Here is a 12,994-nt window from a genome sequence, read left to right on the forward strand (position 1 = left end):
TGCCGTAAAGGGCGAATGAGACGAACCGGGAATGGTTACTCCGGAGGCAACCCCCACAGAACGGAGACCGCCCGATGATCATCAAGAAACTGCACGACATGGGCATCCGCAGCGAGCACGCCTATCTCGCCGGCGTGGCGTCCATCGGCCTCAGCGTCCTGTCCTGGGTCACCAGTCTGAAAGCCGAACGGATGGGCGTCGAGCGCGCCGACCGCTGGGGAATCTTCGTCGGCGAGTGGGCGCCCACCTTCATCGGCCTCGGGCTCGCCCTGTCCCACTACGAGCAGCAGGAGGGCACCCTCGGCGCCACGCTGCACGCGGTCGGCCGGGCCGGCTGACCGTTCGGCGCCGACAGCGCCCGTCCCCCGGCGGCGGATTCCAAGGATCGTCGCAACACGTGATCGCCGTTGTGTGATGGCGAGCAGTCTAGACAGCCGCTCCGCCGGGATACCCGGCGGAGCGGTTGTCGGTCGTTCCTCCCCGGCCAGCTCATTTGTTCCGGTTGTGGTTTCGCAGGCGGCCGAGGGGCTGATGGACTCATGCCATGACGACATTGCTGCCCCGCATCATGCGAACACTTGAGCAGTTCCATGCCACTCACCCCTGGGACCACAACGCCCATTACCACCGGTGGATCCTGCGCCAGCTCCCCAGACGTTTCAACAGGGCTCTGGACGTCGGATCAGGCAGCGGTGACCTCGCCAGACTCCTGGCGTCACGGGCCGGAACAGTGCACGGTATCGACGTCGATCCCACGATCGTTGATCGCGCGCGGGAGCTCACAAAACCCGGTGCCCCGGTGACCTTCACCGTCGGAGACGCATTGAAGGAGGTGCCGCCTGGCCCTTACAACGTCATCACATGTGTCGCCACCATTCACCACATGCCGTTCAGCGACGCCCTCACCGGCTTCCGGCAGCACCTGGCGCCCGACGGAACCCTGGTCGTCGTCGGCGTCTATCGTCCGCAGCCTCGGAGCGATTACCTGATCGACGCCGTGGCCATTCCGGCGAACGTCGCCATGGCCTGGATCAAGAACAAGGGCCGCAAGGCGCCGCGACCAGCCTCAATGACCGCACCGACCCGACCGGCGACTATGACCTTTGCAGACATCGTTCGCGACGCCCACCAGGCGCTACCCGGTGCACGGCTGCACCGACGACTGTTTTGGCGCTACACGCTGGTCTGGCACCGGCACTAGGAAGTCGGACTCACGGCTTGCCCTAGGGCCAAAGCCACCGCGCGGCAGGCCCCTTGCGCTGTCAGGACTCCTGGACCCATCAGATTCTGCAGGCGCTCGGCTGGGGTATCCCAGCCGAGCGTTTTGCGTGGGCGGCTGTTGAGTTCGGCAGCCACCGCGTCCAGGTGCTCGCGGGTGTGCCGGGACAGGTCGGTCCCCTTGGCAAAGTACTGCCGGAGCAGGCCGTTCGTGTTCTCGTTCGAGCCGCGCTGCCAGGGACTGCCCGGATTGCAGAAGTAGACCGGCATGTTCGCGGCGACGGAGAAGAGCTCATGGCCTGCCATCTCGTTGCCCTGGTCCCAGGTCAGTGACCGTCGCAGATGGGGCGGAAGCTGGCTGATGGTGGCGGTGAGCGCTTGGTGGAAGTGCTCTGCTCGGTGCCCGTTGGGCAGGTGCACCAGCATGGTGAAGCGGGTCGTGCGCTCGACGAGTGTTCCTATGGCGGAGCGGTGGCCAGCGCCGACGATGCAGTCGCCTTCCCAGTGGCCGGGGACGGCGCGATCAGCCGCTTCGGCGGGCCGGTCGCTGATCATCACCATGGGGGCGGTGAACCGGGGCTGCCGCTTGTTTGCCTGGCGGTGGGGGCGCCGGCGGGCCCGCCCGCTCCGCAGGGCCTTGGTGAGTTCGCGGCGGAGTTCTCCACGGCCTTGGACGTAGAGGGCCTGGTAGATCGTCTCGTGCGTCACGCGCATCTCCGGGTCGTCGGGGAAGTCCCGGCGGAGCTGGTGGGCTATCTGCTCCGGGCTCCAGCGCCGTTCCAGACGCTCTTGAACGTAGTCACGCAGCCGCGGACACCGACTGATCTTCCCGCCCTTGGGGCGAGGTCGGCGGGCATCGGCGCGGGCCTGGGCGACGTAGGGCCGGTAGGTCCACTCGGTGCCGCGCCAGAGCGCGCCGTTGCGGCGTATCTCTCGGCTGATGGTCGACGGGCTGCGGCCCAGCTCGGCAGCAATCCTGCGGATGGACGCCTTCTCCCGCAGCCGGTCGGCGATGTGGATGCGCTCATCTGCACTGAGGTAGCGGCCGGACGAAACGGCGACGGCCGCCCGCTGTGAACGAACGGGCGGCTCGACTCTGCCGCTATTGAGCAGGCGGCCGTTACGCCACCCACGAGCGGTTCGCACGTGGACACCTACACGCTTGGCCGCATCTGCACTGCTGTAGCCCTGTTGCACGAGCCGGAAGTATTCCTCCCGCTCAGCATGGAGCCTCTTGCGCCCCTGCGGCCTGCGGTCCTTCCGAGCTTCGAACCCCATCGCATCCCCTGAGCTGGGGTGTTGCGACGATCGCTAGAACGGAGGGGCCCCGGGGGGCGGGCGCTCCCGCTGGGACGCTCCTCCGCCGACCGCCCGATAGTCCGTCGGCCACTGCCGGTCAAGAGCGGGTTCCCGCCACGCCACCCACGGTTTTCACGCTCTTTTGCGCGGGCCGCGCGCAGTCGACCCTGCAAAGGGCCGCGCGCGGCTAACGTGTTTCTTGACCATCCGTTGACCAAGACTTGGTACGGACAAAAGCATGAAGACCGGGGAGGGGGCCCATGTCGCGAGGCACGACCGCCCGGACCCTGCTCGCCCTCCTCGGCGTCACACTGCTCGCACTGCAACTCGTCGCCCCCGCCCGACCCTTCGCATCCGCGCACACGTTCGGTCGGACACTGACCGGGACCGAGACCGGAATCACTCTCTCCGCGCCCTCGGGGCGCGAGGGCGCGGACACCGTCCGCGCCCCGGGCCGCACAGGTGAGCCCGCGGGCCTCCCGCACGCGCACCACCGGCACCGCGGCACGGCCTCCGGCTGGACGCAGCAGCACCCGCTCGTACCCGGCCGCACCACCGGCACGGCCCTTCCCGCCTCCTCCACCGGCCCGCACCGCCACGCCTCCAGAGCGTCACGGGAGCGCACCGCGGCGGCACTTCAGGTCTTCCGCTGCTGACAGCCGGGCCGCCCACCGCCTCCCCCTCCCCCGCACACATCTGCCGTTCGAGTCCGACGCGCCGGGCCGGCGCGCCAGGAGGAACCCACACATGCAGCCCCTCATCGACAACGCCCGTTCCTTCGGACAGCGCCCTGAGGAGTTCGCCGAGCTCGCCGCGGGCCAGTCCCCGCAGGTGCTGTTCATCACCTGCTCCGACTCCCGGGTCGTCCCGGCCCTGATCACGGGCGCCCGCCCCGGCGAGCTGTTCGAGCTGCGCACCGCGGGCAACATCGTCCCGCCCTGCACCTCCGCACACCCCACCAGCGAGGCCGCCACCATCGAGTACGCCGTCGAGGTGCTCGGCGTGCGCGACATCGTGGTCTGCGGCCACTCGCACTGCGGCGCCGTCGGCGCCCTGGTCCGCGGCGACGACCTGACCGCCGTGCCCGCCGTGCGCGACTGGCTGGCGTCCGCCACCCCGCGCCCGGCCGGCGCGGCCGAGGATCCGGAGGTCGCCGAGGGCGTGCAGAGCCATGTCCTGACCCAGCTGCTGCGCCTGCGCTCGTACCCCTGCGTCCAGCGGAGGCTGGCGGAGGGCCGGCTCGGCCTGCACGCCTGGTACTACGAGGTGCACACCGGCGCCGTACGGACGCACCGCCCGCAGACCGACACCTTCGAGGCCCTGTGAGCGCGCCCATGACCGACCACCGCACCCTGATATCCCGTTTCCCCTTCCTGAGGCAGGACTTCGCCGCCTCGCTGGTCGTCTTCCTGGTCGCGCTGCCGCTGTGCCTGGGCGTGGCCGTCGCCTCCGGCGTCCCGGCCGAACTCGGCCTGGTCACCGGCATCGTGGGCGGCATCGTGACCGGGCTGATGCGCGGCAGCAGTCTGCAGGTGTCCGGCCCGGCGGCCGGCATGACCGTCCTCGTCTTCGACGCGGTCGAGGAGTTCGGGCTGCCGGTCCTCGGCGTCATCGTGCTCGCCGCGGGCGTCCTCCAGGTGGCCATGGGCCTGCTGCGGCTGGGCCGCTACTTCCGGGCGATCTCGGTCTCCGTCGTCGAGGGCATGCTGGCCGGCATCGGCCTGGTGATCATCGCCGGACAGCTCTACCCGGCGCTGGCGGCGAAGGCCCCCGGCTCCGGACTCGGCAAGATCGCCGGGCTGCCCCGCGCGTTCTGGGAGGCCTCGGGCGACGCCGACGCCCTGGCCTCGCTCGTGGTGTGCGCGGGCACCGTGGCGGTGCTGCTGCTGTGGAAGCGCACCCCGGCGAAGGTGCGCGCGGTGCCCGGCCCGCTGGCCGCGGTCGGCCTCGCCACACTGGCCGCGTTCGCACTGGACCTGCCGGTGGCCACGGTCGAGGTGCAGGGCCTGCTCGGCTCGATCCAGCCGCCCCCGCCGAGCGCCTTCGGCGAGCTGGCCGGCGTCGGGGTGCTGGGCACGATCGCCGCCTTCACCCTGATCGCGTCGGCCGAGTCGCTGTTCAGCGCGGCTGCCGTGGACCGGCTGCACTCCGGTCCGCGCACCCAGTACAATCGGGAGCTCGTCGCCCAGGGCGCCGGCAACGCGGTGTGCGGGCTGCTCGGCGCACTGCCGATGACGGCGGTGATCGTGCGCAGCGCGGCCAACGTCCAGGCCGGCGCCCGGACGAAGGCCTCCCGGGTGCTGCACGGCGTCTGGCTGCTGCTGTTCGCGGCGCTGCTGCCGGAGGTGCTCGCCTACATCCCGATCCCGGCGCTGGCGGGCATCCTGATCCACGCGGGCGGCAAGCTGATCCCGGTGCGCGCGCTGGCCGGGCTGTGGCGCGAGCACCGCGGGGAGGCGCTGGTCCTCACCGCCACGGCCGTCTCCATCGTCGCGGTCAGCATGTTCGAGGGGGTGCTCATCGGCCTCGCCCTGGCCGTGGTGAAGGCAGCCTGGGAGGCTTCCCACATCAGGCTGGAGGTCGTCGACAAGGGCGCCGGCCCGGTCGAGGCGCACCTGTCGGGCAACGCGACCTTCCTGCGGCTGCCGAAGATCCTCGACACGCTGGAGTCGCTGCCCCAGGACCGCCCGGTGCGGCTCGACCTCTCCGGGCTGCACCACCTGGACCACGCCTGCCGCACCGCACTGGAGAACTGGGCCGAACGGCACAGCGCGGCGGGCACCGAGCCGGTGAAGCTGGTCAGGGCGGCCTGAGAGCCGGACGGGGAGCCGGGCGCCGGTACCGCCGGCACCCGGCTCCGTACGCCGATCGCGGCAATGGGCATAGTGTGGCAGCAGCAGACGAAACGGACCTCTGGGCGAGGAGGTCACCATGGGCGTGGACCTGCTGGTGGCCGTGGCGGCGGCGGGCTCCGCCGCAGTGGTGTACCTGGCGTCGGCGGCGCGGGTGGTCAAGCAGTACGAACGGGGTGTGCTGTTCCGGCTCGGCCGGGTCGCCGGGGAGGTGCGGCCGCCGGGCCTGACCCTGATCATTCCCTTCGTGGACCGGTTGCAGAAGGTCAACATGCAGATCGTGACCCTGCCGATCCCGGCCCAGGAGGGCATCACCCGCGACAACGTCACCGTGCGAGTGGACGCCGTCGTCTACTTCCGGGTGGTCGACGCGTCGAGCGCCCTGGTGAAGGTGGAGGACTACAAGTTCGCGGTGTCGCAGATGGCGCAGACCTCCCTGCGGTCGATCATCGGCAAGAGCGATCTGGACGACCTGCTGTCCAACCGCGAGAAGCTCAACCAGGGCCTGGAGCTGATGATCGACAGCCCGGCCGTGGGCTGGGGCGTCCAGGTGGACCGCGTCGAGATCAAGGACGTCTCCCTACCGGACACGATGAAGCGGTCCATGGCCCGCCAGGCCGAGGCGGACCGCGAGCGCCGGGCGCGGATCATCAACGCCGACGCCGAGCTGCAGGCCTCCCACAAGCTCGCCGAGGCCGCCCAGCAGATGTCCGGGACACCGGCGGCGCTCCAGCTGCGGCTGCTGCAGACGGTGATGGCGGTGTCGGCCGAGAAGAACTCCACGCTGGTGCTGCCCATCCCGGTGGAACTGCTGCACTTCCTGGAGCGGGGCGGGCAGCAGCAGCTGCCGGGCCGGGCGCCGGACACCGGCGCACCGGACACGGGCCCGGAGGCGGCCCGGCAGCCGCCCGCGCCGCACACCGACGGCGGACCGCGTCCCGGCTAGCCTGCCGCCCTCGCCCGTGTCCGGCGCCTGGTCCGGTCCGCCGAGATCGGCAGCCGCTACGGCCTGATCGACGACTTCGAGCGCGCCCTCGCCGAGGACGGCGTCACCCTCGTCACATGCTTCCTGCACCTGTCCTGTGAGGAGCAGGGACGCCGGCTGCTGCGCCGCCTCGACCGCCCCGGCAAGCGGCGGAAGTTCACCCCCGGCGACATCGACGCGCGCGCCCTGTGGCCCGCCTACCGGGAGGCGTACGAGCCGGCGCTGGAGCGCTGCGCGGCCCCGTACGGGCCGTCGTACCTGGTCCCGGCGGACCGCAAGTGGTGCCGCGACTGGGCGGTCGGCCAGCTGCTGCTGGAACACCGGCAGGAGCTGGACCCCCGGTACCCGGAGCCCGCCTTCGACGTGGCCGAGGCCCGGGAGCGGCTGCTGAAGCGGAGGTGAGCCGGCCGGGGACGCCGGGCGGCGCAGCGGGCGGACGTGAGCCGGGCCGCCCGGGGTACCCGGCGGGCATGCGCGATCAGCGGAAGGTCACCGAGTCGTACTGGCTGCGGACCGCCCCCGGGCCGTCCCGTCCCCCGCTGACCGGGGATCTCAAGGTCGACGTGGCGGTCGTCGGCGCGGGCATCGCCGGGCTGAGCACCGCCCACGAGCTGGCGCGGGCCGGGCGCCGGGTCGCGGTGCTGGAGGCCGGGCGGGCCGCGGCCGGCGTCACCGGACACACCACCGCCAAGCTGACCGCGCAGCACACCCTCGTCTACGACCGGCTCCGCCGCACCCGGGACCCGGAGGCGGCGCGGCTGTACGCCCGTTCGCAGACGGAGGCGATCGAGCACGCGGCGGCGCTGGTGGACGAGCTGGGGATCGACTGCGAGTGGGAGACGAGGGACGCGTACACCTACGTCCGGGACCGCTCGCGGGTGGAGGAGGTGCGCGCGGAGGCGGAGGCGGCGCGGGAGGCGGGGCTGCCCGCGGAGTTCACCACGGAGACCGGGCTGCCGTTCCCGGTGGCCGGTGCGGTCCGGGTGTCCGGGCAGGCGCAGTTCCATCCGGTCAAGTACCTGCGGGCGCTCACCGCGGACCTGCTGGCGCACGGCGGCCAGGTGTTCGAGCGGACGCGGGTCACCGGCCTGACCGAGGGCGAGCCGTGCCGGCTGACGACCGAGGGGGGCGCCACGGTGACGGCCCGCGACGTCGTGGTCGCCACCCACTACCCGGTGTTCGACCGGGCTCTGCTGTTCTCCCGGCTGTCACCGCGCCGCGAACTGGTCGTCGCCGGCCCGCTGGGCGCCGGCCCCGACCCGGACGGCATGTACATCACGCCCGACGAGAACACCCGCTCGGTGCGCACGGCCCCGTACGGGCCGGACGGGGAGCGTCTGCTCGTCGTCACCGGCGAGCACTTCACGCCCGGCACCGGCGATCCCGAGGCCGGCTTCCAGCGGCTCGCCGCCTGGGCCGAGGAGCACTTCCCCGCAGTGGCCCTGGAGCACGCCTGGGCCACCCAGGACAACGAGTCCACCGACACGGTCCCGCTGATCGGCCCCTTCCATCCGGGCGCCCGGCACAGTTACGTGGCGACCGGCTTCGGCGGCTGGGGCCTGAGCGGCGGCATCATGGCCGGGCTGCTGCTGACCGCGCTGATCACCGGCCGGGAGTGCGCCTGGCGGGAGCTGTACGACCCGCGCCGGCTGAAGCCGGTGCTGCGGGAGGCGCCGTCGCTGCTGAAGACGCAGGCGCAGGTGGCCCGGCACTTCGTCGGCGACCGGCTGAAGCCGCCGGCCTCGGTGGACGACCTGGCGCCGGGGGACGGCGCGCTGGTCCGGTCGGGCGGCGAACGGCTCGCCGTGCACCGCGACGAGGAGGGCGCCCTGCACGCCGTGTCGGCCCGCTGCACCCACCTCGGCTGCCTGGTCGACTTCAACCGGGCCGAACGCGCCTGGGAGTGCCCCTGCCACGGTTCGCGTTTCGATGTCGACGGCAAGGTGATCCAGGGCCCGGCGGTCGAGCCGCTGGAGCAGCGCGACCTCGGCTGATCCGGGCCCGGGCCGGAGGCCGGCCGCCGCGCGGGTGACCGCAGCGCCGCGCCACGCGGCATATCACCATACAAACGGACATTCAGCCCTACGTTCGTACGGTGATCCCACGAGTACGCCGTATCGTCGCCGTCTGCGCCCTCGGCGCGGCGCTCACCGCCTGCGGTGGCGCGGGAGGGCAGCGCCCGGCCCCCGCCGGCTCCCCCGCCCCGACGTCCCCGACGCCCACCCGTCCCCCTCTGCTCGCCCCCGGTCCCGGCGGGCTCACCCCGGTCTTCGAGCACGGCCCGCGCACCCCGGACAAGGTCGTCGCGCTCACCTTCGACGCCGACATGACCGCCGACCAGGGGCCCCGGGCGGCCTCCGGGGAACACTTCGACAACCCCGGTCTGATCGGCGCCCTGCGTGCCCTGAAAGTGCCGGCGACCGTCTTCATGACCGGCCGCTGGGCCGAGCAGTACCCGGCCCAGGCGCGCAGTCTCGGCCGCGACCCGCAGTTCGAGGTGGCCAACCACTCGTGGAGCCACTACGCGTTCACCGACGACTGCTACGGCCTGCCGACCGTCGCCGCCGACCGGATGCGGGCGGACGTCCAGCGGGCCTACGCCTCCTTCCGCAGGGCCGGGGTGCCGAACCCGATGCCGTACTTCCGTTTCCCCGGAGGCTGTTACGACCGGCGGGCGCTGCGCGCGCTGAACGGGCTCGGGGTGACCGCGGTGCAGTGGGACGTGGTGAGCGGTGACGCGTTCGCCACGGACGCCGACGCGGTGGTCCGGCAGGTGCTGGACGGGGTGAAGCCGGGGTCGGTGGTCGTCATGCACTGCACCCGCAGCGCCGCCCCCACCACCGAGCGGGTCGTCCGCACGGTCGTCCCGGAGCTGCGCGGGCGCGGCTACCGCTTCGTGAAGGTCTCCGAGCTGATCGGCAGGAGCGGCGGACACCGCTGACCGTCCCGCGCCGGGGGGACGAGCGGCGACCGCCTCCGCGCCGCGGCTGGGAACCGCCTCCGCATCGCGACTGGCACCGCGACTCCGGACCGCCTCCGCGCCTCGGCTCGGGACCGCCTCCGCATCGCGGCTGGCACCGCGACTCCGGACCGCCTCCGCGCCGCGGCTCTGGACCGCCGGCGGCCGTGGACGCGCCGGCTCCGGACCGCCCGTGCGCGCGGGCCGGCGGCGGACCGCGTTGATCGCGGCGTCGGCGGCTTCGTAGGGTGGGGTTCCGTGAGCCACGTACCCGATCCCTCCGGTGACCGCCCCTCCCCCGCGCCGCGCGGCCCCCGCGACGAGGCCCCGCAGTTCGTGCTGCCGCTCGTCGTGCGGATCGAGCGCACCGCCCCGCCCGCCCGCACCGACGCGCTCCGGACCGCCGCCCGGGCCGTCCTCCTCCTGCTCGGCGACGAGCGCGCGCACGGGGACGGCGCCTGGGCCGAAGCGGTCCGCGCCTGGGAGGACGCGCGCATCCGGAAGGTGGTCCGGCGGGCCCGCGGCGCCGAGTGGCGGCGCGCCGAGGCGCTGCCCGGGATCACGGTGACGGGCGACACCGCGCAGGTACGGGTCTTCCCGCCGATCCCGCTGGACGGCTGGCCCAAGGACCTGGCGAGGCTCCAGGTGTCGGGCACCGAGCTGGACGACCCCGAGCCGCCCCTGCCGCCCGGCCCCGCGGAGCCCGTGCTCTGGCTCAGCCCCCACCTGCGGATGTCGGCCGGGAAGGCCATGGCACAGGCCGGTCACGGCGCGCAGCTGGCCTGGTGGGCGCTGTCCGGCGACGAGCGCGCCGCCTGGCGCGACGCCGGCTTCCCGCTCTCGGTCCGCACCGCCGCCCCCGCCGACTGGAGCCGGCTGACCGCCAGCGGTCTGCCGCTGGTCCGGGACGCCGGCTTCACGGAGGTCGCGCCGGGGTCGTGCACGGTGGTGGCGGAGCACCCGGCGCTGCTCCGCGCGGCGGCCCGCCCCTGAGCGGAACCTCAAATGTTGCTCTGAACGGGGCGCGGGAGGGGTTCGGGGCCGTGCCCGGGGGCCATACCCCCCTCACTCGACGCACGAGCACGGGCCGAGGAGGGGGAAGCGCCATGCGGGAACTGGGGACGGGCATCGGCTGGCGGCCGGAGATCGCGGAGGCCGTGGAGCGCATGCCGGGCATCGACTGGGTGGAGGTCGTGGCGGAGAACGTCTGCCCCGGCCACCTCCCTGAGTCGCTGCTGCGGCTGCGCGAGCGCGGGGTGACCGTGGTCCCGCACGGCGTCTCGCTCGGTCTCGGGGGCGCGGAACGCCCCGACGCGGGACGGCTGGCGGCGCTCGCCGAGCGCGTCGAGGCGCTCGGCGCCCCCCTGGTCACCGAGCACATCGCGTTCGTCCGGGCGGGCGGCGCGCTCACCGCCTCCCCGCACCTGGAGGCCGGCCATCTGCTGCCCGTACCGCGCACCCGTGACGCGCTCGACGTGCTGTGCGAGAACGTCCGCATCGCCCAGGACGCGCTGCCCGTGCCGCTGGCCCTGGAGAACATCGCCGCGCTGTTCTCCTGGCCGGACGAGGAGCTGACCGAGGGTCAGTTCCTGTCCGAGCTGGCCGAGCGGACCGGCGTACGCCTGCTCGTCGACGTGGCCAACCTGCACACCAACCGCGTCAACCGGGGCGAGGACCCGGCCGAGGCGCTGGCCGCGCTGCCGCTGGAGGCGATCGCCTACGTGCACGTCGCGGGCGGCGTCGAGCGCGACGGCGTCTGGCACGACAGCCACGCGCACCCCGTGCCGCGCCCGGTGCTGGACATCCTGACCGGCCTCGCCGCGCGGGTCGCGCCGCCCGGGGTGCTGCTGGAGCGGGACGACGACTTCCCCGGACCGGACGAGCTGGAGCGCGAACTGGGAGCGATCCGGGAGGCGGTGGCGGCGGGCCGCGCGCGCTGTGCGGGGGGCGGCGCCGGGGCGGGGGGCGCGGGCGCGGCGGGCGCGGCCGGCCCGGGGCGCGGGCGGGTCGGTGTGCTGGCACGGCCGGTGGCCGGCGTGCGCGAGCGGCTCGGGGTGGCCCAGGCCGCGGTGCTGTCGTCGCTGGTGGCGGGGACGCCGGTGCCGGAGGGGTTCGACCGGGTGCGGATGCGGGTGCAGGCACGGGCGCTCGCGGCCAAGCGGGCGGACGTGGTGGCGAAGGTGGCCCCCGAGCTGCCGGTGATTCTCGGGGCGGAGTACCGGGAGGCGTTCCTCGCGTACGCGCGGCAGCGGCCGATGAGCGGCGGGTACCGGCGCGACGCGCTGGACTTCGCCGGTCATCTGCTGAAGCTGGGGCGGCCGGGGGACGCGCGGGCGCGGCGGGAGCTGCGGGAGTGGTGGCTGGACCGCGCCGGGCCCGAGCCGCGGCGGGCTTCGCTCGCGGCGCGGCTCGCGCGGCGGGTGTCGCGGGGACGGCTGCCGGGCCGGCGGTGAGCGCTCGCCGTGCAGGGGCGGGCCGGCCGTCCGCTGGGCCGGCACCTGGCGGTCCGCGCACCGGCCGGGCCCGCGTGATCCGGTGCGGCGGGGCGCACGCCTTCCGCACGGCTGCGGACGGCGGAGGGCGGCTGCGGACGGCGGGCGCCCGGCGGTGACCGGCGCGGCCGGGTGACGGGGCGTCGGCCGCGGGGCCGCCGGGCGTCTTCCCCGCTTCCCGCCTCGCCGCGACCGGCCGGCACCGGCGCCACCCTGGTGATTCCGGCCGCTGCGGCCGCCCGGGCAGCGGCGGGACCGCGCCGGCACCCGGCCGCGCCGTGCGGGCGTGACCGGCCACGACGCGGCCGCACCCCGCCGCCCGGCCGCCACCCGCCGAGGCGCCGCGAACGGCCGCCGGCGGCCCCGAAGTACGAGGCCCAGCCCGCACCCAGTCCCGAGCACACCCCCACGCGTGCGGTGCAGGAGGCACCGTGCGACCGCGTCCACCGATCAAGGGCCGAGGCGTCTTCAGCGGTACCGGGCTCGTCATCGCCGCCCTGGCGGCGACGGCCGTCGCGCTGCTCGTCCCGCTCCGGTCCTCCGTCGGCCGTCAGGACCCGGCGAGCGCCGGCCTGTCGAGCGCGCCGACGGTGACGACACCGTACGGTCCGCTGTCCGCGCGGGACCGGGACTTCGTCACCGAGGTCCGGCTGGCGGGGCTGTGGGAGCTGAGCGCCGGAGAGCCGGCGCAGCGGAAGGGGACCACCGCGGCCGTCCGCACGGCCGGGCGGCACCTGGTCGACGGCCGCACCTCCCTGGACGCGCACGTGCGCACCGTCGCCACGCGGCTCGGCGTGCCCCTGCCCAACGAGCCCGGCGCACAGCAGAAGCAGTGGCTCGGCACGCTGCACGCGGCCCGGGGCCAGGACTTCGACCGCCGGTTCGCCTCGATCCTGCGGCTCGCGCACGGCCGCATGTTCCCGCTGGTCGCCGAGGTCCGGGCCGGTACGCAGAACGCGCTGGTCCGCGATCTGGCCGACGCCGCCGACGCCACCGTGCTGGATCACATCAAGGTGCTGGAGGCGACGGGGTACGTGGACTTCGCCGCCCTGGCCCGGGACCTGGCGGCCTCCCCGTCCGCGGTGCCGGACCCGCCCAAGGTCGAACCGGGTGCCGCGGTGCCCCTCGCGCCGTCGCCGGACGCGGCGTACACGGCGCCGCCGGCGACGGACGGGCCCTGATCCGCCCG

Annotated in this window: 12 protein-coding genes and 1 pseudogene; 12 read left to right on the forward strand and 1 reads right to left on the reverse strand. The window is 74.1% G+C overall.

Annotated elements, in window-relative coordinates:
- Positions 1–74: 74 nt before the first annotated feature.
- Both ABZ261_RS01165 and ABZ261_RS01170 read left to right on the forward strand, forming a co-directional pair.
- Complete coding sequence (locus ABZ261_RS01165) at positions 75–338, forward strand: hypothetical protein (RefSeq protein WP_356854474.1); 264 nt, start codon at positions 75–77, stop codon at positions 336–338.
- A gap of 206 nt (positions 339–544) precedes the next feature.
- A complete protein-coding gene (locus tag ABZ261_RS01170) occupies positions 545–1,201 on the forward strand; it encodes a class I SAM-dependent methyltransferase (protein ID WP_356854475.1) in 657 nt (218 codons plus the stop codon).
- Here the strand turns inward: ABZ261_RS01170 and ABZ261_RS01175 are convergent.
- A complete protein-coding gene (locus tag ABZ261_RS01175) occupies positions 1,198–2,496 on the reverse strand; it encodes an IS30 family transposase (RefSeq protein WP_356854476.1) in 1,299 nt (432 codons plus the stop codon). The genes ABZ261_RS01170 and ABZ261_RS01175 overlap by 4 nt on opposite strands.
- Before the next feature lie 281 nt (positions 2,497–2,777).
- Here ABZ261_RS01175 and ABZ261_RS01180 point away from each other — a divergent pair, with 281 nt between their 5' ends.
- From ABZ261_RS01180 to ABZ261_RS01225, 10 genes and pseudogenes are all read left to right on the forward strand, one after another.
- Complete coding sequence (locus tag ABZ261_RS01180) at positions 2,778–3,173, forward strand: hypothetical protein (protein WP_356854477.1); 396 nt, start codon at positions 2,778–2,780, stop codon at positions 3,171–3,173.
- A gap of 91 nt (positions 3,174–3,264) precedes the next feature.
- A complete protein-coding gene (locus tag ABZ261_RS01185; protein WP_356854478.1) occupies positions 3,265–3,843 on the forward strand; it encodes a carbonic anhydrase in 579 nt (192 codons plus the stop codon).
- An 8-nt stretch (positions 3,844–3,851) separates the two neighbouring features.
- Positions 3,852–5,330 (forward strand): SulP family inorganic anion transporter, encoded by a 1,479-nt coding sequence (locus tag ABZ261_RS01190; RefSeq protein WP_356854479.1) that lies wholly within the window; start codon positions 3,852–3,854, stop codon positions 5,328–5,330.
- Between the two features lie 118 nt (positions 5,331–5,448).
- Positions 5,449–6,315 (forward strand): slipin family protein, encoded by an 867-nt coding sequence (locus tag ABZ261_RS01195; protein WP_356854480.1) that lies wholly within the window; start codon positions 5,449–5,451, stop codon positions 6,313–6,315.
- A 9-nt stretch (positions 6,316–6,324) separates the two neighbouring features.
- Positions 6,325–6,756: pseudogene (locus tag ABZ261_RS01200) on the forward strand (polyphosphate kinase 2 family protein); the annotation flags it as partial.
- 68 nt (positions 6,757–6,824) lie between these two features.
- A complete protein-coding gene (locus ABZ261_RS01205; protein ID WP_356854481.1) occupies positions 6,825–8,348 on the forward strand; it encodes an FAD-dependent oxidoreductase in 1,524 nt (507 codons plus the stop codon).
- A gap of 101 nt (positions 8,349–8,449) precedes the next feature.
- On the forward strand, positions 8,450–9,295 hold the full coding sequence (locus ABZ261_RS01210) for a polysaccharide deacetylase family protein (protein ID WP_356854482.1): 846 nt from the start codon (positions 8,450–8,452) through the stop codon (positions 9,293–9,295).
- Positions 9,296–9,571: 276 nt separating this feature from the next.
- A complete protein-coding gene (locus tag ABZ261_RS01215) occupies positions 9,572–10,306 on the forward strand; it encodes a peptidyl-tRNA hydrolase (RefSeq protein WP_356854483.1) in 735 nt (244 codons plus the stop codon).
- 113 nt (positions 10,307–10,419) lie between these two features.
- Entirely contained in the window at positions 10,420–11,766 is a 1,347-nt protein-coding gene (locus ABZ261_RS01220; RefSeq protein WP_356854484.1) for a DUF692 domain-containing protein, read from the forward strand.
- 470 nt (positions 11,767–12,236) lie between these two features.
- Complete coding sequence (locus ABZ261_RS01225; RefSeq protein ID WP_356854485.1) at positions 12,237–12,986, forward strand: DUF4142 domain-containing protein; 750 nt, start codon at positions 12,237–12,239, stop codon at positions 12,984–12,986.
- Positions 12,987–12,994: the final 8 nt, after the last annotated feature.

Source organism: Streptomyces sp. NPDC006193 (assembly GCF_040613915.1).
GTDB lineage: Bacteria > Actinomycetota > Actinomycetes > Streptomycetales > Streptomycetaceae > Streptomyces.

Coding starts and splice junctions, on each gene's coding strand:
- ABZ261_RS01185 (WP_356854478.1), top strand. CDS start 3,265: ATGCAGCCCCTCATCGACAACGCCCGTTCCTTCGGACAGCGCCCTGAG.
- ABZ261_RS01220 (WP_356854484.1), top strand. CDS start 10,420: ATGCGGGAACTGGGGACGGGCATCGGCTGGCGGCCGGAGATCGCGGAG.
- ABZ261_RS01175 (WP_356854476.1), bottom strand. CDS start 2,496: ATGGGGTTCGAAGCTCGGAAGGACCGCAGGCCGCAGGGGCGCAAGAGG.
- ABZ261_RS01180 (WP_356854477.1), top strand. CDS start 2,778: ATGTCGCGAGGCACGACCGCCCGGACCCTGCTCGCCCTCCTCGGCGTC.
- ABZ261_RS01165 (WP_356854474.1), top strand. CDS start 75: ATGATCATCAAGAAACTGCACGACATGGGCATCCGCAGCGAGCACGCC.
- ABZ261_RS01170 (WP_356854475.1), top strand. CDS start 545: ATGACGACATTGCTGCCCCGCATCATGCGAACACTTGAGCAGTTCCAT.
- ABZ261_RS01205 (WP_356854481.1), top strand. CDS start 6,825: ATGCGCGATCAGCGGAAGGTCACCGAGTCGTACTGGCTGCGGACCGCC.
- ABZ261_RS01195 (WP_356854480.1), top strand. CDS start 5,449: ATGGGCGTGGACCTGCTGGTGGCCGTGGCGGCGGCGGGCTCCGCCGCA.
- ABZ261_RS01190 (WP_356854479.1), top strand. CDS start 3,852: ATGACCGACCACCGCACCCTGATATCCCGTTTCCCCTTCCTGAGGCAG.